A 20063-nucleotide genomic window follows, 5' to 3' on the forward strand; every position below is an offset into this window, starting at 1 on the left:
ACACCTTATGTCGACGACTTCCGCTGACTCGCTGCCTACGCCGGCCGATGCCGGCAAGTCTTTCCTGCCGCTGCTGCTCGCCAATTTCGCGATGGTGGCCGGCACCTATGTATTCGTCACGATCGCCGGACCGATGGCTCGGCGCATGCATCTCGAGCCGCTGCACGTCGGCGCGATCATCGGCATCGTCGGGCTCGTGTGGATGATCGCCGCGCCGCGGTGGGGGCGCGTGGCGGACACCCGCGGGCGGCTGCCGGCGATGCGCGCGGCGATCGGCGGCTTCGTTGCGAGTTCGCTGCTGCTGACCGGCTACGTTGGCTGGGCGTTGCGCGACGGCGGCAGCGCCGTGCCGCCGGTATGGGTGGGCTTTGCCGCGCTGCTCGTCACGCGCGCGGCGATGGGCGGCTGTTATGCGGGGCTGCCCGTCGCGGCCATGGCGCGGATCGCGGACCGGACGCCGGCCACGGGGCGCGCGGCCGTGATCGCGCGATTCGGTGCAGCGGGTGCGATCGGGATGGTGCTCGCGCCGCCGCTTGCGGGCTGGTTGGCCGGGTTCGACATGACGCTCGCGCTCGCCATTTTTGCGCTCCTGCCGCTCGCCGGACTGGCGGGGCTGCGACGGCTGCGCGACGACGGCGCGCATGCAGTGCGGCGGGCGTCGCCGCGGCTGAAGCCGACTGATCCGCGCGTGCGCCTGCCGTGGTGCAGCGCGTTCGCGCTGTACAGCGCGGTGATGATCGCGAACAGCGTGCTCGGCTTTTACGTGATCGACCGGCTGCACGTGCGAACGGGCGACGCGTCGATGGTGGCCGGCTACGTGCTTGGCAGCGCCGGCATCGGGCTGATCGCGGCGCAGTCGGTGGTCGGCCGCCTGCGTGCGGTCGCGCCGCTCCAATGGCTGCGCTGGGGCGCGCTGGCGGGTGGCATGGGGTTCGTGTCGACGCTGGCCGCACCGGCCGGGCACCCGATGCTGCTGTGCGCGAGCTACTTCGTGGCGGCGTGCGGGATGGGCGCAGCATTTCCCGCGGTCGCGGCGCTCGCGAGCACCCGCGTTGAAGCGCACGAGCAGGCCGCGTGTGCCGGTACGATGTCGATGGCGCAAGGGCTCAGCATGGTCGTCGCACCGCTGGCCGGCACGATGCTGTACGAACTGCATCCGGCGGCGCCGTTCGTGTCGATCGGCGTGGTGCTCGCGGCCGTATGCGTCGCGACATGCGGCGTTGGGGCGCGCTCGCCGGCGGCGTGACGGTTTTCGCGCATCGGGCGCGCCGGCTCAGACGGCGGTGCGCGCGCACCATACCCCGCCAGCCGTTCCGGCTGCTGCGCCCGCATCGACGATAAAACCCCGGCGCATAGTGCGTGAGCCGCCTGCACGCATGCGGCTCCAGATGCGGATCAATCGGCCAGCCGCTTGTCCGCGAGCGCCTTGCAGCAGTCTTCGTACACCCATTGCACGAGTTTCGCCCGATAGTCGAGATCGTCGGTATCGACGATTTCCTCCACTGCGTCGCGCGCCCACGACGCGTCGACGAACCCCGCATGCCGCTTCGCGATGTCCTGCGCGAGCGCCGCGAGCCGGGCGACCGCGAGCCAGTCGGCCTGACGGTGATGGCGGTCGAGCCAGCGGTGCGCGGCCTGGACCTGGAACGTGGCGTCCGGCCACGATTCGTTGAGGTAAAACGCGCCGAGATTGCCGCAGGTGAGCCAGCAAAGCAGTTCCAGGCGGTCTTGCGAGCCGAGAGTGTGGGATGCGTCGGACATGGCAGCGCTCACGAAATGCGTCGATTCCGGGCGGCGCCGGCCGCAACGGGCCGATGCCGATAATAAAAACATAGCACGATGCGAGCCCGCCCGCGCACCCGGGCGGATCCTGACGCGGCGGCGGTTGCGTGGCGGGCGCGCCGGCCTGCGTCGCCGGCGGCACAGCAAGGGCGCGATAGCGCCGGGTCCTTTCGAATGGCTGTCAATCGTCACACCAGCGGACGGAAACGCTCGCTAGAATGTCGGCTTCCCTGGAGGCGGAAAACGATGAAAATCTACGACCAGTTCTACATCGACGGCGCATGGCGCAAACCGGCCGGAACGGGCACGATCGACGTGATCGACTCGGGTACCGAGGCCGTGATCGGCCGGATTCCCGAAGGCGTCGCGTCGGACGCGCAGGACGCGATCCGCGCGGCGCGCGCGGCATTCGACGCATGGGCCGCGACGCCGGCCGCGACGCGCGCGGGCTATCTGCGCAAGATCGTCGAGCGCCTGCAGGCGCGCAGCGAGGAACTCGCGCAGTCGATCACCGGCGAAGTCGGGATGCCGATCAAGCTGTCGCGCGCGATCCAGGTCGGCGGCCCGATCTACAACTGGAAGGCGTACGCGAAGCTCGCCGAATCGTTCGAATTCGAGGCGACGGTCGGCAACTCGCTGGTCGTGCGCGAGCCGGTCGGCGTCGTCGCGGCGATCACGCCGTGGAACTATCCGCTCAACCAGGTCACGCTGAAGGTCGCACCGGCACTCGCGGCCGGCTGCACCGTCGTCCTGAAGCCGTCCGAAGTCGCGCCGCTCAACGCGTTCATGCTCGCCGAAGCGATTCACGAAGCGGGCCTGCCGCCGGGCGTGTTCAACCTCGTATGCGGTTATGGCCCGGTCGTCGGCGAGGTGCTGGCGACCGATCCGGACGTCGACATGGTGTCGTTCACCGGTTCGACGCGTGCCGGCAAGCGCGTGGCCGAACTCGCGGCCGCGGGCGTGAAGCGCGTCGCGCTCGAACTCGGCGGCAAGTCGGCGTCGGTGATCCTCGACGATGCCGATTTCGCGACGGCGGTGAAGGGCACGGTCAACGCGTGCTACCTGAACGCGGGACAGACCTGTTCGGCGCACACGCGGATGCTCGTGCCGGAGGCGCGCTACGACGAGGCGCGCGAGATCGCGAAGAAGGCGGCCGAAGCATATGTCGCGGGCGACCCGCGTGACGAAACGACGCGCCTCGGCGCGCTCGCGTCGGCCGCGCAGCAGCAGCGCGTGCAGGCGTATATCCAGCGCGGGATCGACGACGGCGCGGAACTCGTGACGGGCGGCACGGGCCTGCCGGAAGGGCTCGCGAAGGGCTTCTTCGTGAAGCCGACGGTGTTCGGCCGCGTCGATCCCAAATCGACGATCGCGCAGGAAGAGATCTTCGGGCCGGTGCTGTCGATCATCACGTATCGCGACGAAGACGAAGCGGTGCGCATCGCGAACGATTCGCCGTACGGGCTCGGCGGCGCGGTGTGGGCGGGCAGCGACGAACGCGCGATGCGCGTCGCGCGCCGCATCCGCACGGGCCAGGTCGACATCAACGGCGGCATGTGGAACGGCGCCGCGCCGTTCGGCGGCTACAAGCAGTCGGGACACGGCCGCGAGAACGGCGTGTACGGGCTCGAAGAGTATCTCGAGTACAAGTCGATGCAGCTCAAGCCGGCGAATCCGGCCTGAGCGTTTTACCCCGCATGACCCGAAACGGCACGCTCGCGTGCCGTTTTTTATTGACGGCCGTCAAGGTGCGCACCGGTGGATCGTCGATCATCGCGTTTCCGATTTTCGATGTTTCGACGAGGTTCAGATGACCGCACGCACTTCCTTCCCGCCGCTCGAGATTCGCGGCCGCACGTTGCTGCCCGTGGTGCAGGGCGGCATGGGCGTCGGCATTTCCGCGCACCGGCTCGCCGGCAGCGTCGCGCGCGAAGGCGCGCTCGGCACGATCGCCAGCATCGACCTGCGTCACCACCATGCGGACCTGCTCGCGCGCTGCCGCGCGAATCCCGATCGCGCGACGCTCGAAGCCGCGAACCTCGACGCGCTCGCGCGCGAGATTCGCCTCGCGAAAACCTACAGCGAAGGGCGCGGGATGATCGCGGTCAACGTGATGAAGGCGGTGAGCGCGCATGCGGACTACGTGCGCGTCGCGTGCGACGAGGGCGCGGACGCAATCGTGATGGGCGCCGGCCTGCCGCTCGATCTGCCCGACCTCACGCAGGGGTACGACATCGCGCTGATCCCGATCCTGTCGGACAGCCGGGGCATCGCGCTGGTGCTGAAGAAGTGGATGAAGAAGGGGCGGCTGCCCGATGCGATCGTGATCGAGCATCCCGCGCATGCGGGCGGCCACCTCGGCGTCACGCAGATCGACGACATGCACGATGCGCGCTTCGATTTCGCGCGCGTGCTCGACGAGACCGCGCAGGTGATGGCGTCTCTCGGCCTCGCGCGCGACACGATCCCGCTGATCGTCGCGGGCGGGATCAACAGTCACGACACGGTGCGCGCGGCGCTCGCGGCCGGCGCGAACGGCGTGCAGGTGGGCACCCCGTTCGCGGTGACGGAGGAGGGCGACGCGCATCCGAACTTCAAGCGCGTGCTGGCCGAGGCGCTGCCCGATGACATCGTCGAATTCGTCAGCGTGACGGGGCTGCCGGCGCGCGCGGTGAAGACCCCCTGGCTCGATCGTTACCTGCGCAACGAAACGCGGATTCGCAACAAGCTCGGCGCGTTCCGCCAGCGCTGCCCGACCGCGCTCGAATGCCTGAGCGTCTGCGGGCTACGCGACGGCATCGAGAAGTTCGGCCATTTCTGCATCGACACGCGGCTCGCGGCCGCGCTGCGCGGCGACGTCGCGAACGGCCTGTTCTTCCGCGGCCGCGAAGCGCTGCCGTTCGGCAACGCGATCCGTAGCGTGCGCGATCTGCTCGATCTGCTGCTGACGGGCCGCGCAGCCGAGCCTGCGACAAACCGTCCGATGTTTACGCTGGCTTGACGAATATCAAGATGCCCGAAAGACCCTACAGAGAGAATGGAATGCATTCTTCAGGGGTCCGCACCATGCATAAAACGATTCGAACTTGTGTCACTGCTGCCGCGATCGCGGCGAGTCTCGCCGCGCTGCCTTCGCTGTCGCACGCGGCTTCGCCGGGCGACGGCATCAACCAGGGTGACGTACTGGTCCGGCTGCGCGCGATCAGCATCCAGCCGAACGAGCGCGCGAGCGACACGCTCGGCGCGATCAACACGGGCGTGAATAACGCGATCGTGCCGGAGCTCGACTTCACGTACATGATCCGCGACTACCTCGGCGTGGAGCTGATCCTCGGCACGTCGCGGCACCAGATGACGTCGAGCCTCGGCAATCTCGGCGGCGTGGGCGTGCTGCCGCCGACGCTGCTGCTGCAGTACCACTTCAACCATGCCGGCAAGGTGCGCCCGTACGTCGGCGCGGGCCTGAACTACACGTACTTCTACAACAACGGGCTCAACGTCGGCGGCGAGGGCGTGTCGATCAACAAGAGCAGCTTCGGCCCGGCGCTGCAGTTCGGCGTCGACGTGCAGCTCACGAAAAAGGTATTCATGAACGTCGACGTGAAGAAGATCTGGATGAGCACCGATGCGACGCTCGGCGACAAGGGCATCGGCACGCTGCACATCGATCCGCTGATCGTCGGCGTGGGCGTCGGGATGAAGTTCTAGGCGCGTTCGGACAAGAACAGAGTTGGGGTTGGCGGCATGTCAGTCGGCATGCCGCTCTTTTTTTGTGCGGCTTGCGCGACGGACGCGGGCACCGATTCGCAGCGCGCGTCGGCCCGCTCGTAATAGCGCGTCGTCGCAGGCGGCTCGGCTGGCAGCGCGATCGCCAGGCGACAGTACGCGCCGTCCGGCAACGCGACCCGCAGCGGCGTCGTCAGTTGCGCGCCCGTGAGCAGCAACCTGCCTTCGCTTCCGGTGACGGTCACGAACCGGTCGTCGTCGTCGACGACGGTCGACAGCACCGGCAGCGGCGCGCCGTTCGAGAGCGTGACGGTCAGCAGCACGCGTCGCGTCTGCTCGACGGCGAATTCGACGCGGCTGACCGAGCCGCGGCCGGCTTCGACGGTCTGTATGCCGTTCTTCAGGTCGAGATTGCGCGGCAGGCTTTTCGTGTTGATCCGCACGAGCGTTTGCGTGTACGCGGGCAGCGATGCGATCACGGCGCGGCCGTGGCGATCGGTCCAGACCGGGCCCGACGGCGTGATGAGTTCGATGCCGGCGCGATCGCCGACGCGGGCGAGTGCGAGCGTGTCGCGGATCTCGTACGGCGACAGCATGCCGACGCCATCGAGCAGCGCGACCGCACCGCGCAGATTGACACCGAGCGTCGCGCGATCGGCGCCGTAGAGGCCCGCGTTGACGATCGCGCGCACATGCTTCGGCGTGGCGCTGACGGTCGCGCGGATCGACGGCGACCGGATCGCGGTGTCGTAGTCGGCCGCGACGCTGTAACTGCCGGTCCGGCCGAACGTGTCGGAATAGCGGGCGCCCGAACGCACCGAATCGCCGGTGACGTTCGCAAACGCGCTGACGCTGCGCGTGCCGATCGGCACGGTCGCGCTCACATAAACCTGGGTGCCGATGGCGCCGCGGGTGCCGAACGTCCGGCTCACGTTCAATGCGAGTGAGCCCCGCCCGAGCGGGCGGGTCCATGCGCCGGCGATGCGCTGCATCGCGGGGCCGTCGATCACCGCGACGCGCGTGTAGTCGAACGACAGCATGCCGAGCGTGCGATCGTGCCAGCCGAGCGCTGCCGCGAACTGGGTGCGCGCCGGCGGCGTGAATGCGTCGATCGATCGCACCGCATCGGTCAGTTCACGGTATCCGGACGTGCGCCGGACGAACGACACATTGGCGCGCAATGGCGTGTCGCCGTTGCTCGACAGCGCGATACGCGTCTGCGCGCCGGTGCGGCCGGCAGCGCGGGTGAGGTCGACACCGACGGCCGCGGCGACGCCGGCAAGCGGTGCGAATTCCACGCTCGCGGCGCCCGACTGCAACGGCGACGACATGAGGATGCCGGCGTTGAGCCGCGCGCGTTGCCGGATCTGCCAGCCACGCGTGGCGGTCGCGAGCCACGGCGCTTGTGCGTAGCCGTCGTTCTGCAGGCGGCCCACCGCGATCGCGAGCCCTTGCGCGGCGGCGAGCCCGGCCCCGGGTAGCGACGAACCCGGCACGATGAAATGCTGCACGTCGCCCGTGGCCTCGACGACGGTCACGTCGAGATCCGCGCTGCCGCTGACGAGCGGCAGGTCGGTCAGCGTGAACGGCCCCGGCGGCAACTGCGACGCATGGATCAGTACGCCGAGCTGGCGTACCTCGACGCGCGCCTGCGTGCGTGCGATCCCGGTCACGCGTGCGGCCGCGCCGGGCGCGACGGCGAGCGCTTCGTCCGGAAACATCTGTACACCGAACGTCCGGCCGATCGAGAACAGCGTCGAGCGCGGCACGATCTGCCCGGCCTGCAGCGTCGTGCCGCGCGACGCGAACGTGCGCTGCGCGTAGGCTGCCTGATGATCGACGCCGGCATGGCCGCCGACGACCGTGGCGATCTGGCTGCTGCGCACGATCCAGTCCGCCGCGTTGAAACCGGCTTCGGTCGTGGCTTGCCAGTATTGCGACGTGCCGGCCGGGTTGCGCGTCGTCATCGCGAGCAGGTCGTAGTTGACGAGCCCGGCGAAGCCGCCGTGCTCGAACGTGTCGGGCGTGCGCGGCCTCGTGTCGAGCGCGTCGGCCGGCACGACGAGGTCGACGGCGCCGTCGGCCGGGCGCAGCTTGATGATCGCCTGCGGATAGGCGCGCCGGTAGTCGTAGCATGGCGGCGTATCGGCGCCGGCGTTCTCTGCGGTCGCTGCGGTCGCTGCGGCCGCATCCCGTAGCGCATCGGGCACGACGAGGCCGGCCGCGCGCAGCAGGCCGGGCGTCGCGCACAGGTTGCCGTTGTCGTCGAATCGCGCATCGGCGCGGCCGGCCCGCTTGCCGTTGACCGTCAGCCGCACGGAAGCCGTGCCGGGCATGAAGCGCGGCGCGTGCGCGAAATAGCGGCTCGCGGTGGCGTCGATCCCGTGCTCGCGCAGCGCGCCGGTGTCGAACTCGACCGTGTCGGACGCGGTGTCGCCCGGGCGGGTGGCGGCGGCGCACCGCATGCAGGTCGCAACGGCGCACAGCGCGAGCGCGACGAAGCCACGCGCGACGCGGCCGCGCGGGCCATGAATGGCACCTGACATCGCAAATCAGCAATCGCCGACGCGGCGCTTACCGTTGCGTGGCCGCTGCGGGCGCGTTCGCCGCATTGGCCGCATTGGCCGCGGCGGGGACCAGCGCTGCGTCGTAGTGATCGACCGAGTAGCCGTAGACGGTGGCGGGGAAGAGGCGCACGCGCTCGGGCGTCACGGCGTCGCGGGCCAGTGCGATCCGGCGGGTCTGTCCGGCCAGCACGTAGGGTGCCGGCAGCGACACGATCTGCCGCGACGGCAGCAACTGCACTTTCTGTTCGAGACGCACCACATAGCGGCTGTCGTTGCGCACGATCAGCTTGCCGTCCTCGATCGACCACTTCAGCAGTTCCCACGGCCTGTCGTTACGCGCGAGGTCTTGCGGCTGGATCAGCACCGGCAGGTTCTGGCGAATGATCGTCTGGATCTCGTTTTTGCCCGGGCGTTTCGGCGGAATGCCGGAGAACGAGACGCGGGCGAGGCGCTGCGTGGCGAGCGGCGCGTTGCCGGCGAGAACGAAGCGGATGAGCTGCACCGCACCGGCTTCGACACGCGCGATCGGGGGCGTCACGATGAGGAGCTCGGCCTTGTCCTCGGGAATGGGCTCGACCGTCGTATGCAGGAGTGTCGGATGGTTGTCGGTGTTCCTGACCGAGATCGTGCCTTCCCCGTCGGCCTCGTCGACGATCACCACGGACGTCTCGGGCACGACGCCCATCGCGTGGACGACGCTCGAACCGATCAGGCAACCGAGGAGCGGGGCGAGCAACGACGCCCGCAGGGTATGGCGTGCAGGGAATTTCATGGCGGTGGCAGGCAGGGGCGGTAATCGTGCGGCGCACCGCCGCTTCGGCGAAGCGGCGGTGCAGTCGACGCCTGTCAGGCAATCGACGCGATCGGAGGAAAAACGCGTACCGGAATTACAGGTACACGAGCGACACGGTGGCGAGGCCGTCGAGATTGATTTCCTGGCTCAGGTCGAGATTCGACGTCTTGTCGATCGCGGCCTGCACGTCGAGCGTGCCGGTGAAGACCTTCGCCGCGACCGGGACGGTCTGGCCTTTCTTCGCCCACGACTCGTAGTCGCCGGTGTTGGTGGCGACCCCGTTGGACGTCGCCCAGCTGGCGCCGCTGGTGGCCGAACCAATCGAATCGACCGCCGCACCATCCGCCGTGAACGAGTTCGTTCTGAAACGGAATGCAAAAGCGCCGATATTCTTGCCGCCGGCCGCTCCGAGACCGAATTGCGTTTTAACCGGATTGGACGAGCCGAAGAAATTGATATTGCCGGTAAATGCGCCGGTGCCCGCGCGATTGTCCTGCGCGCTCAGTGCGACGCGGGCCGCAGCGTCACACGTGATCGTGATCGAATCCGACAGAACCTGCAGCAGCGTGGGCGCGGTCGGACTGAGTTCGGCCGAGCCGATCAGTCCGTAATCGAACGTGCCGCCGCCGGCGAGCGTCGGCGTGCAGGCGCCCGGCTTGATCTTGCCGGTGACCGCGACGTCGAACGAGTCGGCGAACGCCGACGCGCTCCCCAGGGCGAGCAGACCTGCCATCACGACATGCGACGCTTGGTTAGTCATCTTAATGAATTTCATTGGAGCGGTTTCCTTTAACTAGCCGGAATTCCGAAGGTAATTCGGTGATCCGGTTTTTCGATGGGTGGAAGATAAATCGCTCGCCATAATTTCCGGGGAGCGAATGGAATTTATCAATTAGATTTAATAATTGAAATCGTACTTGTACAGATTTTTGCGACTATTTCAGTGGAATTTATGGAATTTAATCGAGAAAATAATCCGATTTATCGATGGAGGCTGGTGTTTTGATCGTTACGAATGTCAGATGTAATATTTTTCAGCTTCGATAAGGATCAAGCGGATTGGATTCAATCTGAGCGGACAATATCGAAAAAACGGAAGGCGCGACCCCGGCATGCCGGTTGGCAACGGACGGTCGCGACGCAGCACGTGCGACGTCATTGCGCCGATGGCGCTTGCTGGCAGCGGGAATTCGGAACGGAAACGGAGCGGCGTCGCGTCGATGCGACGGAGCGAGTGCGGTGGTGAGGCGGGGAGGAGAGAAATGCGGCCGGGTCAGGCGCGCCGGCGGCCGGCCCCTGATCGGGCCAGCGGCGCCCGGGCGGGCGCATCGCGTCGGCATGCGCCGACGCGGGACGGCTTACAGCTTGTCGTACTGGAAGCGCATCGCCGTGCCTTCGCGCGTGATGCGCTCCCACACGGCCCGCTTTTCGTCGTCGCTCAGGAACACCCAGTTCGATACCTCGGCGGCCGTGCGGCCGCAGCCCTTGCAGACTTCGTCGAAGAGGGTCGAGCAGACGCCGATGCAGGGGCTGTCAGGCAGGTCGTGGAGATTGGAGGCCATCGGAAGGTTTTGCGCCGTGAAATCGTCAGGGCATCATTTTAATGCATGGAGGCCGGGCAGCCGGCCGGATGCCGGCGCGCCGCCGGTGCGCACGCGGTTTTGCCACCGCTTTCTTTTCCTGATGGACAGGCGTCGATTAACCGATAGAATTCCCCGGGAACGCCCCGCCGTGCGGGCCGCCCGGGCGGCTTGCGACAGCAATCTGTTCCGTTTGCGCGACACGGGCATGATTTTTTTGTGACGGCGCGCGAATAATGGTAGCGTTCGGGGTTTTCGAGGGGCGGCGTGCCGCAATGCGCCGCCATGACGAGGCAGACGGCAGCCGGACACACGGTCCGGCCGGAGGGAGAACGGGATGAAAGCAAAGGTAGTGGGCCGGTTCGCAGCGCTCGCGCTGTGCGTGGGTGCGTCGGCCGCAGCGGCGAAGGATACGCAACTCAATATCTATAACTGGTCGGACTACATTGCGAAGGACACGATCCCGAACTTCGAGAAACAGACGGGCGTCAAGGTTCGCTACGACAACTACGACAGCGACGACACGCTGCAGGCGAAACTGCTGACGGGCAGCTCGGGCTACGACATCGTCGTGCCGACCAGCAACTACGCAGGCAAGCAGATCGCGGCCGGCATCTTCGCGCCGCTCGACAAGTCGAAGCTGCCGAACCTCAAGCACCTCGATCCGCAACTGATGGCGCTCGTCGCCGGCGCCGATCCGGGCAACAAGTACACGGTGCCCTGGGCCTACGGCACGACCGGTCTCGCCTACAACCTGACGAAGGCGCAGCAGGCGCTCGGCAAGGTTCCGCTCGACAACTGGGACATCCTGTTCAAGCCGGAAAACCTCTCGAAGCTGAAGAGCTGCGGCGTGTCGGTGCTCGACGCGCCGGACCAGATGTTCGCGGCAGCGCTGCACTACATCGGCAAGGATCCGATGAGCACGAACCCGGCCGACTACAAGGCCGCGATGGAAGTGCTGAAGAAGATCCGCCCGTACATCACGCAGTTCAACTCGTCGGGCTACATCAACGACCTGGTCGGCGGCGACATCTGCTTCGCGTACGGTTGGTCGGGCGACGTCGTGATCGCGAAGCATCGCGCGCTCGAAGCGAAGAAGCCGTACAAGGTCGAGTACTACATTCCGAAGGGCGGCGCACCGGTCTGGTTCGACGTGATGGCGATTCCGAAGGACGCGAAGAACAAGGACGCCGCGCTGCAGTGGATCAACTACATCGAGGATCCGAAGGTGCACGCGGCGATCACGAACGCCGTGTACTACCCGAGCGCGAACGCCGAGGCCCGCAAGTACGTGCGGCCGGACGTCGCGAACGACCCGGCCGTCTATCCGCCGGCCGACGTCGTGAAGACGCTGTTCCTGCTCAAGCCGCTGCCGCCTGAAATCCAGCGTCTGCAGACGCGTCTGTGGACCGAGCTGAAATCGGGCCGCTGACGCGAGCCGAAGTGAGCCAGCAGTCATGAAGCCCCTGGTGCCCCCGGGGGCTTTGTTCGTCAAACGCAGGAGAGAAGCAGCACATCATGAATAGCCAGTCGGGTGCGCCGGTTGCGGGCGCGCCGTCCTTCGTTCCTTCGTCCGGCGCGAATACGCGCGCCGAGACCTTTGTCCAGATCGTCGACGCCGTCAAGAAATTCGGCGAGACCGAAGTGGTGCGCAACGTGAACCTGACGGTGCGCCAGGGCGAGCTGTTCGCGCTGCTCGGCAGTTCGGGTTCCGGCAAGTCGACGCTGCTGCGGATGCTCGCGGGCCTCGAGACGGTCACCTCGGGCAAGATCCTGATCGACGGCGAAGACCTCGCGCAGATGCCGCCGTACAAGCGGCCCGTGAACATGATGTTCCAGTCGTATGCGCTGTTCCCGCACATGACGGTCGAGGCGAACGTCGCCTACGGCCTGAAGCAGGAAGGCACGCCGAAGGCCGAGCTGAAGGAGCGCGTCGCCGCGGCGCTCGAGCTCGTGCAGATGAGCAAGTACGCGAAGCGCAAGCCGCACCAGCTGTCGGGCGGCCAGCAGCAGCGCGTCGCGCTTGCGCGCTCGCTCGTCAAGCGCCCGAAGGTGCTGCTGCTCGACGAGCCGATGTCGGCGCTCGACAAGCAGATCCGCCAGCGCACGCAGATCGAGCTCGTCAACATCCTGAAGAAGGTCGGCGTCACCTGCATCATGGTCACGCACGACCAGGAAGAAGCGATGACGATGGCGAACCGGCTCGCGGTGATGAGCGAAGGGCAGATCGTGCAGATCGGCTCGCCGAACGAAGTCTACGAATATCCGAACAGCCGCTTCTCGGCCGAGTTCATCGGCTCGACGAACCTGTTCGACGGCGTCACGGTCGAGGACGAACCCGACTACGTGTACATCGAATCCCCGGAGCTGCCGAGCCGGCTGTACGTGAGCCACGGGATCACGGGCCCGCTCGGGATGCCGGTCACGGTGTCGGTGCGCCCGGAGCGGATCGCGCTCACGCGCAAGCCGCCCGAAGGTGCGTTCAACTGGGCGCGCGGCAGGATCACCAACGTCGCGTACATGGGCGGCTATTCGCTGTATCACGTGAAGCTCGACGCGGGCAAGACGGTGATCGCGAACGTGTCGAGCCTCGCGATCACCGAGCTCGACACGCCGTCGCTCGGCGACGAGATCTACGTGCGCTGGAGCGCGACCGCAGGCGTGGTGCTGACGTCATGAACGCGTTCAAGTCCCTGCTCGCATGGCCGGTGCGGCGCTTCAACCTGACCGGCGGCTCGGCGGTCGTCGCGGGGCCGTACACGTGGCTCGTGCTGTTCTTCCTCGTGCCGTTCGTGCTGGTCGTGAAGATCAGCTTCGCGGAGCTGCAGCTCGGCATCCCGCCGTACACGGAGCTCGCGTCGTACACCGACGGCGTGGTGCACATCGCGCTGAACCTGTCGCACTACGCGTTCCTGCTCACCGACAGCCTGTATTTCGCGACCTACGTGAATTCGGTTGTGGTCGCCGCGATCACGACGGTGCTGTGCCTGCTGATCGGCTATCCGATGGCCTACTACATCGCGCGCTCGAACCCGGCGACCCGCAACCTGCTGATGATGGGCGTGATGCTGCCGTTCTGGACGTCGTTCCTGATCCGCGTGTACGCATGGATCGGGATCCTGAAGAACAACGGGCTGCTGAACAACTTCCTGATGTGGATCGGCCTGACCCATACGCCGATCGAGCTGTACCGCACCAACTACGCGGTGTACATCGGGATGGTGTATTCGTACCTGCCGTTCCTCGTGATGCCGCTGTACGCGCACCTCGTGAAGATGGACCTGCGCCTGCTCGAAGCCGCGTACGACCTGGGCGCCAGGCCGTGGCGGGCCTTCGTGCAGATCACGCTGCCGCTGTCGAGGAACGGGATCATCGCGGGCTGCCTGCTGGTGTTCATTCCGGCGGTCGGCGAGTACGTGATTCCGGAACTGCTCGGCGGCGCGAACACGCTGATGATCGGTCGCGTGATGTGGAATGAGTTCTTCAACAACGCAGACTGGCCGATGGCGTCGGCCGTGACCTGCGCGATGGTGCTGCTGCTGCTCGTGCCGATGGCGATGTTCCAGCACTTCCAGGCGAAGGAGCAGGAGGGCCGCCGTCGATGAAGCCGAATCGCTACCTGCAGTTCGCGGCGCTGTTTGCCGGCTTCGCGTTCCTGTATATCCCGATCATCAGCCTGATCGTCTATTCGTTCAACGAGTCGAAGCTCGTCACCGTGTGGTCGGGCTTCTCGTTGCGCTGGTACGCGGCGCTCGTGGACGACGACGAGCTGCTGACGGCCGCATGGCTGTCGCTGAAGATCGGCGTGCTGACCGCGTTCGCGTCGGTGTTCATCGGCACGTGGGCCGGCTTCGTGCTCGCGCGCATGGGCCGCTTTCGCGGCTTCGCGCTGTTCAGCGGAATGATCAACGCGCCGCTCGTGATTCCCGAGGTGATCCAGGGCATCTCGCTGCTGCTGCTGTTCATCGAGCTGGCGAAGTGGATCGGCTGGCCGGCCGAGCGCGGCGTGTTCACGATCTGGCTCGGCCACGTGATGCTGTGCATCTCGTACGTCGCGATCATCGTGCAGTCGCGCGTGCGCGAGCTCAATCCGTCGCTCGAGGAAGCCGCGCTCGATCTGGGCGCGACGCCGCTGAAGGTGTTCTTCACGATCACGCTGCCGCTGATCTCGCAGGCGCTGATCGCGGGCTGGCTGCTGGCGTTTACGCTGTCGATCGACGACCTCGTGCTGTCGGCGTTCCTGTCGGGCCCCGGTTCGACGACGCTGCCGCTCGTCGTGTTCTCGCGCGTGCGCCTCGGCCTGAACCCGGAGATGAACGCGCTCGCGACGCTGTTCATCATCGCGGTGACGGCCGGCGTCGTGATCGCGAACTTCGTGATGCTGCGCCAGGAACGCAAGCGGATGGCCGCGTTCGCCGTCTGACGTTTCCACGCACAGGTTGCGCACGCAACGAAAAACGCCCGGCGCCGACGACGATTCGGGCCGGGCGTTTTGTTTTGGGGTGCGCGCGGCGCGCGGCGCGTGGCTTATGCGCTGAACGCCGCCTTCGCCAGCAGCCCGCACGCCACGCAGACGAGTACGGCCGCGAAGCCAGCCTGCACGTGCCGCGCGGACAGGCGCCGGGACGCGCTGCGGCCGACGGCCATCCCGAGCGCGGTCGCGACCGTGAACCACAGCATCATGTCGAGCGGCGCGCGCGTGCCCGACACGAGCGTCGCGAACACGCCGCCGGTGCCGACCAGCGCGATCACCATCAGCGACGTCGCGACCACGCCGTGCATCGACACGTTCGTGAACTTGCGCAGCATCGGCACGATCACGAAGCCGCCGCCGACCCCCAGCAGCCCCGTCATCAGTCCCGTCACCGCGCCGGTCGACGCGAGCGCGACGCCGACCGGCCAGGACCACACGAGCCGGCCCGTATCGGGATTCACGCGACCGACGCACAGCGGCGATTCGGCCGTGTCGCCGGGCGCGTTGCGCAGCGCCTGCCGTAGCAGGCGGCCCGCGACGACCAGCATCGTCAGCGCGAACAGCGCCAGCAGCACGCGCTGCGGCAGCACGTGCGCGAGCCGCACGCCGAGCGTCGTGAGCGGCACGCCGGCCACGGCCATCAGCAGCGCCGCGCGATAGCGCACGAGCCCGCGGCGAAACCCTTCGAGCGCGCCGAGCGCGGCACTGCCCGCGACCGCGACGAGGGCGACGGGCGTGGCCTGTTGCATCGGCCAGCCCATCCCGGCGACGAGCGCGGGCACCGCGAGAATGCCGCCGCCCGCGCCGGTGAGGCCGAGCACGGCGCCGACGAAGCCGCCGAGTACGAGGGAAATCAGCATGATGTCAGCGGGTTCCGGTCAACGGGCGATCGCGGGCTTCGCGAGCCATTCGCGGCCCTTGAGCATCGCCTTCCAGTAGAGCGGCGGCAGCACGCGCTCCTTGAGCAGCCACGCGAGCCGCGACGGGCGCTTTCCGTCGATCAGCCACGCGGGGAAGGTCGGCGCGACCTTGCCGCCGTACAGGAATTCGGCGAGCACGATCTTGCCGCGCTCGACCGTGAGCGGGCACGATCCGTAGCCGTCGTACGCGGCGTTGCCGAGCGCGCGGCCCAGCGACGCGAGCAGGTTGTGCGCGACGACGGGCGCCTGCTTGCGTGCGGCCGCGGCGGTTTTCGCGTTGGTCGTGTTGGTGACGTCGCCGAGCGCGAAGATGTCCGCGAACCGCTTATGCCGCAGCGTCGCCGGATCGACGTCCACCCAGCCGGCCGCGTCGGCGAGCGGGCTCGCGCGCACGAAATCGGGCGCCTTCTGCGGCGGCACGACGTGGATCATGTCGAACGCGCGCTCGACGGTTTCCGTGCCGCCGTCGGGCAGCGCGCGCGTGAACGTCGCGCGCCGCGCCGGCCCGTCGATCGCGACGAGGTTGTGGCCGAACGACAGCGCGATGTCATAGCGTTTCACGTATTCCATCAGCGCGGGCACGTAGTCGGCGACGCCGAACAGCGCGCCGCCCGCATTCAGGAACTCGACGTTCGCGGCGTCGAGGCGCCCCGAGCGCCGCCAGTGATCGCACGACAGGTACATCGCCTTTTGCGGCGCGCCCGCGCACTTGATCGGCATCGGCGGCTGGGTGAACAGCGCATTGCCGCCGCGGAACGCCTGCACCAGTTCCCACGTGTACGGCGCGAGATCGTAGCGATAGTTCGACGTGACACCGTTGCGGCCGAGGGTTTGCGCGAGGCCGTCGATCGCGTGCCAGTCGAGCTTGAGCCCCGGGCACACGACCAGCCTGCGGTAGCCAATGCGCCGGCAGCCGTCGAGCACGACCGTGTGCGCGTCGGGTTCGAAGCCGGCGACCGCTGCCTGGATCCATTTCACGCCGCGCGGCAGCAGGTCGGCCATCCGGCGCGCGGTCGTGTCGGGCCGGAACACGCCCGCGCCGACCATCGTCCAGCCCGGCTGGTAGTAGTGGGTATCGGCCGGGTCGATCACCGCGATATCGAGCGACGCGTCGCGCGCAAGCAGGCTCGACGCGACCGCGACGCCGGCCGCGCCCGCGCCGACGATCACGATGTCGTGCCGCGCGTCGACGGCCGGTGCGGCCGGACGGCCGCCTGGCGCGAGGCCCTGCGCAAGACGTGGCGCGAGCGCGCCGAGGTCGTAGCCGGCCGCGGCGGCGCTCGCGACGATGTCGCCGGCCGGGCGCCGGCCCGCCTGCGACAGCGCCCACAGCGTCGCCGAACGCGTGCCGCTGCGGCAGTACGCGAGGACCGGGCCGGCGAGCGTCGTGACGAGCGCGCCGAACTGCGCGGCCTGATCGTCGGTGACCTTGCCGGTGTCGACGGGCAGGTAGTGCACGGCGATGCCGAGCGGCGCGGCGGCGGCGCGGATCTCGGCGACGGTCGGCTGGTCGGCGCCTTCGCCGTCCGGACGGTTGCAGACGATCGCGCGGATGCCCGCCGCGTGCAGCGCGGGCAGGTCCGTCGCGGCGATCTGGGGCGAGACCGACAGCAGGTCGGTCAGCGGGCGGATGGTCATGTCGGGGTTCTCCGGTCGGGGCGGCGGCTCAGATCGCGTCGAGCGGGATCTTCAGGTAGCGCACGCCGTTGTTTTCGGGCTCGGGCAGGTGGCCGGCGCGCATGTTGACCTGCACCGACGGCAGCATCAGCACCGGCATGTCGAGCGTCGCGTCGCGCGCGGTGCGCATCGCGACGAAATCGTCCTCGGTCACGCCGTCCTTCACGTGCACGTTCGCGCGGCGCTGGTCGGCGACCGTCGTCACGAACTGCACGTCGCGGCCGCCCGGCTGGTAGTCGTGGCACAGGTACAGGCGCGTATCGGGCGGCAGGCTCAGCACGCGCGCGATCGAGCGGTACAGCGTGCGTGCGTCGCCGCCGGGGAAGTCGCAGCGGGCGGTGCCGTAGTCGGGCATGAACAGCGTGTCGCCGACGAACGCCGCGCGCTGCGTCGCATCGTCGACGCAGTAGGTCAGGCAGGCGGGCGTATGGCCCGGCGTATGCAGCGCGCGAATCGTCAGCGCGCCGAGCGCGAGCGTGTCGCCGTCGTCGAGCAGGCGATCGAACTGGCTGCTGTCCTGCGCGAAGCCGGGGCCGGCGTTGAACAGCGTGCCGAATACGTGCTGCACGCGGCGCACGTGCGAACCGATCGCGATCCGGCCGCCGACGTGCGCCTTCAGGTACGGCGCGGCCGACAGGTGGTCGGCGTGCACGTGCGTTTCCAGCAGCCAGTGCACCGTCGCGCCGAGTTCGGCGACGCGGGCGATCAGCCGGTCGGCGCTGGCGGTGCGCGTGCGTCCGGACTTCGGGTCATAGTCGAGCACGCTGTCGATCAGCGCGCACGCGCGGCTCTCGGTATCGAGCAGCAGATAGCTGACGGTGTGGGTCGCCGGGTCGAAAAAGCCTTCGACCGACAGCATGGGGGCATGGCTCACGGAATGTCCTCGATCGGGTTCTGCATAGGCAATCGGCAGTTCGATGTTCAAGAAGCGTGCCAATCCGTGCCATGAGGCTGGGCGATCCGGCAGGTGCTTGATTCGGTTCGGATTTTCGGCGCGATCGCGATGCGTCGGGGGCGCGGCCGGCGAATGGCCCCCCGCGCGGACTGCCATGTCTGGCAGTGTCGTGGCAGAATTGGCAGTCGGCCTGGCAGTTCGCTCGGCCATTCGTTCTCCAGCCACCCCATGAATCCGCACGACACTATTCCGATCGTTCCCGCGCAGTCGCCCGCCGTCATGCCCGACGTGCGCGCGCTCGTCGCGTATCTGGAACAGGATCCGCAGCCGATGATCGTCCTCGATCCCGACTACCGCATCCTCGCGGCGAACGATGCGTACCGGCGCCAGTTCGGCGTGGCGGGCGTCGAGCACGTCGGGCGGCACTGCTTCCAGGTGTCGCATCACTACGACGTGCCGTGCGATCAGGCCGGCGAGCATTGCCCGATGAAGCAGGCGCTCGAGTCGCGCAGCCTGAACCGCGTGCTGCACATTCACCATACGCCGCGCGGCCCCGAGCACGTCGACGTGGAATTGCGGCCGATCTTCGACGCGCGCGGCGACGTGATCGCGTACGTCGAGCGGCTGACGACGGTGCGCAGCGCGTCCGCGCAGCCCAGCGCGGAAGGGCTCGTCGGCGGCGCCGACGCGTTCAATGCGGCGCTCGGCGCGCTGCAGCGCGTCGCGCCGTCGATGCTGCCCGTGCTGCTGCTCGGGGAATCGGGTACCGGCAAGGAACTGTTCGCGCGAGCGCTGCACGAGGCGAGCGCCCGCGCGATGGGGCCGTTCGTGGTCGTCGATTGTTCGGGCATCGCCGAGACGCTGTTCGAGAGCGAGCTGTTCGGCTACGAGAAGGGCGCGTTTACCGGCGCGAACCAGCGCAAGCCGGGCCTCGTCGAGACCGCGCAGGGCGGCACGCTGTTTCTCGATGAAATCGGCGACGTGCCGCTGCCGATGCAGGTGAAGCTGCTGCGGCTGATCGAGTCGGGGACGTTCCGGCGCGTCGGCGGCGTCGAGGCGCTGCGCGCCGATTTCCGGCTCGTCGCGGCCACGCACAAGCCGCTGCGCGAGATGATCGACGACGGCCGGTTCCGGCAGGACCTCTACTACCGGATCAACGCGTTTCCGATTCCGCTGCCGGCGCTGCGCGAACGACAGGGCGACGTCGCGCTATTGGCCGAATCGATCCTGCGTCGCATCGCGAACGCGCGCGGCAACGCGGGCGACGCGAGCGCCCGGCCGTTCGCGGCCCGACCGTTTGTGCTGACCGAGCGCGCACGCGCGTGCCTCGATGCGTATGCATGGCCCGGCAACATCCGCGAGCTGCGCAACGTGCTCGAACGCGCGTGCCTGTTCGCGGACGACGGCACGATCCGCGTCGAGCACCTGCCGGCCGAACTCGTCGCGGCGGCAGCGGCGCCGCAGGAGCGTGACGCGGACGCGCGCGGCCTGTCGGACGCGGAGCTCGTGCGCATCGCGCGCACGTTCGACGGCACGCGCAAGGCGCTTGCCGAGCACGTCGGGATGAGCGAACGGACGCTGTACCGGCGGATGAAGGCGCTCGGCCTCGGCTCGCGCGAGCGCTGAACGGGGGCGCGACGCTGGTGGCC

At 68.0% G+C, this 20063-nt stretch carries 17 protein-coding genes; 9 read left to right on the forward strand and 8 right to left on the reverse strand.

What is annotated here, in order from left to right:
* Positions 1–7 precede the first annotated feature (7 nt).
* The gene (locus ABIC50_RS24180) at positions 8–1246 is read left to right on the forward strand and encodes an MFS transporter (RefSeq protein WP_354167280.1); all 1239 of its coding nucleotides are present in this window, start codon (positions 8–10) and stop codon (positions 1244–1246) included.
* A gap of 149 nt (positions 1247–1395) precedes the next feature.
* Here the strand turns inward: ABIC50_RS24180 and ABIC50_RS24185 are convergent, their stop codons facing one another.
* The gene (locus ABIC50_RS24185; protein ID WP_011656964.1) at positions 1396–1761 is read right to left on the reverse strand and encodes a hypothetical protein; all 366 of its coding nucleotides are present in this window, start codon (positions 1759–1761) and stop codon (positions 1396–1398) included.
* Positions 1762–2028: 267 nt separating this feature from the next.
* Here ABIC50_RS24185 and ABIC50_RS24190 point away from each other — a divergent pair, with 267 nt between their 5' ends.
* The 3 genes from ABIC50_RS24190 (at position 2029) to ABIC50_RS24200 (ending at position 5490) form a co-directional block, all read left to right on the forward strand.
* Entirely contained in the window at positions 2029–3465 is a 1437-nt protein-coding gene (locus ABIC50_RS24190) for an aldehyde dehydrogenase family protein (RefSeq protein ID WP_138847660.1), read from the forward strand.
* A 127-nt stretch (positions 3466–3592) separates the two neighbouring features.
* Complete coding sequence (locus tag ABIC50_RS24195) at positions 3593–4783, forward strand: NAD(P)H-dependent flavin oxidoreductase (protein WP_354167283.1); 1191 nt, start codon at positions 3593–3595, stop codon at positions 4781–4783.
* 65 nt (positions 4784–4848) lie between these two features.
* Positions 4849–5490, forward strand: a complete 642-nt coding sequence (locus ABIC50_RS24200) for an OmpW/AlkL family protein (RefSeq protein ID WP_012363958.1) — start codon at positions 4849–4851, stop codon at positions 5488–5490.
* On the opposite strand, the gene ABIC50_RS24205 is transcribed toward ABIC50_RS24200, so the two are convergent.
* From ABIC50_RS24205 to ABIC50_RS24220, 4 genes are all read right to left on the reverse strand, one after another.
* Positions 5487–8054: a fimbria/pilus outer membrane usher protein gene (locus tag ABIC50_RS24205; RefSeq protein ID WP_354167285.1), complete on the reverse strand. Its 2568-nt coding sequence runs from the start codon at positions 8052–8054 to the stop codon at positions 5487–5489. The two genes, ABIC50_RS24200 and ABIC50_RS24205, sit on opposite strands and share 4 nt — an antisense overlap.
* Positions 8055–8082: 28 nt before the next feature.
* The gene (locus ABIC50_RS24210; RefSeq protein WP_354167288.1) at positions 8083–8847 is read right to left on the reverse strand and encodes a fimbria/pilus chaperone family protein; all 765 of its coding nucleotides are present in this window, start codon (positions 8845–8847) and stop codon (positions 8083–8085) included.
* 115 nt (positions 8848–8962) lie between these two features.
* Positions 8963–9628 (reverse strand): DUF1120 domain-containing protein, encoded by a 666-nt coding sequence (locus ABIC50_RS24215; RefSeq protein WP_354167291.1) that lies wholly within the window; start codon positions 9626–9628, stop codon positions 8963–8965.
* Between the two features lie 598 nt (positions 9629–10226).
* On the reverse strand, positions 10227–10430 hold the full coding sequence (locus tag ABIC50_RS24220) for a DUF1289 domain-containing protein (protein WP_006493160.1): 204 nt from the start codon (positions 10428–10430) through the stop codon (positions 10227–10229).
* Positions 10431–10785: 355 nt separating this feature from the next.
* On the opposite strand from ABIC50_RS24220, the gene ABIC50_RS24225 reads away from it, so the two are divergent.
* The 4 genes from ABIC50_RS24225 (at position 10786) to ABIC50_RS24240 (ending at position 14871) form a co-directional block, all read left to right on the forward strand.
* The gene (locus ABIC50_RS24225; protein WP_354167293.1) at positions 10786–11880 is read left to right on the forward strand and encodes a polyamine ABC transporter substrate-binding protein; all 1095 of its coding nucleotides are present in this window, start codon (positions 10786–10788) and stop codon (positions 11878–11880) included.
* 86 nt (positions 11881–11966) lie between these two features.
* The gene (locus ABIC50_RS24230; protein WP_354167296.1) at positions 11967–13127 is read left to right on the forward strand and encodes an ABC transporter ATP-binding protein; all 1161 of its coding nucleotides are present in this window, start codon (positions 11967–11969) and stop codon (positions 13125–13127) included.
* Positions 13124–14053 (forward strand): ABC transporter permease subunit, encoded by a 930-nt coding sequence (locus tag ABIC50_RS24235; RefSeq protein WP_011656955.1) that lies wholly within the window; start codon positions 13124–13126, stop codon positions 14051–14053. The genes ABIC50_RS24230 and ABIC50_RS24235 overlap by 4 nt, the downstream gene beginning before the upstream one ends.
* Positions 14050–14871 (forward strand): ABC transporter permease subunit, encoded by an 822-nt coding sequence (locus tag ABIC50_RS24240; RefSeq protein ID WP_011656954.1) that lies wholly within the window; start codon positions 14050–14052, stop codon positions 14869–14871. The genes ABIC50_RS24235 and ABIC50_RS24240 overlap by 4 nt, the downstream gene beginning before the upstream one ends.
* A 104-nt stretch (positions 14872–14975) precedes the next feature.
* Here ABIC50_RS24240 and ABIC50_RS24245 read toward each other — a convergent pair whose 3' ends face one another.
* Genes ABIC50_RS24245 through ABIC50_RS24255 form a run of 3 tightly spaced genes read right to left on the reverse strand, consistent with a single transcriptional unit; the run spans position 14976 to position 18378 of the window.
* Positions 14976–15782, reverse strand: a complete 807-nt coding sequence (locus ABIC50_RS24245; protein ID WP_175731042.1) for a sulfite exporter TauE/SafE family protein — start codon at positions 15780–15782, stop codon at positions 14976–14978.
* 18 nt (positions 15783–15800) lie between these two features.
* Positions 15801–17480, reverse strand: a complete 1680-nt coding sequence (locus tag ABIC50_RS24250; protein ID WP_354167299.1) for a bifunctional protein tyrosine phosphatase family protein/NAD(P)/FAD-dependent oxidoreductase — start codon at positions 17478–17480, stop codon at positions 15801–15803.
* 28 nt (positions 17481–17508) lie between these two features.
* Complete coding sequence (locus ABIC50_RS24255) at positions 17509–18378, reverse strand: MBL fold metallo-hydrolase (protein ID WP_471686044.1); 870 nt, start codon at positions 18376–18378, stop codon at positions 17509–17511.
* Between the two features lie 264 nt (positions 18379–18642).
* On the opposite strand from ABIC50_RS24255, the gene ABIC50_RS24260 reads away from it, so the two are divergent.
* Positions 18643–20040, forward strand: a complete 1398-nt coding sequence (locus ABIC50_RS24260; protein WP_175697544.1) for a sigma-54 interaction domain-containing protein — start codon at positions 18643–18645, stop codon at positions 20038–20040.
* Positions 20041–20063: the final 23 nt, after the last annotated feature.

It is taken from the genome of Burkholderia sp. 567 (genome assembly GCF_040545115.1).
Taxonomy (GTDB): domain Bacteria; phylum Pseudomonadota; class Gammaproteobacteria; order Burkholderiales; family Burkholderiaceae; genus Burkholderia; species Burkholderia ambifaria.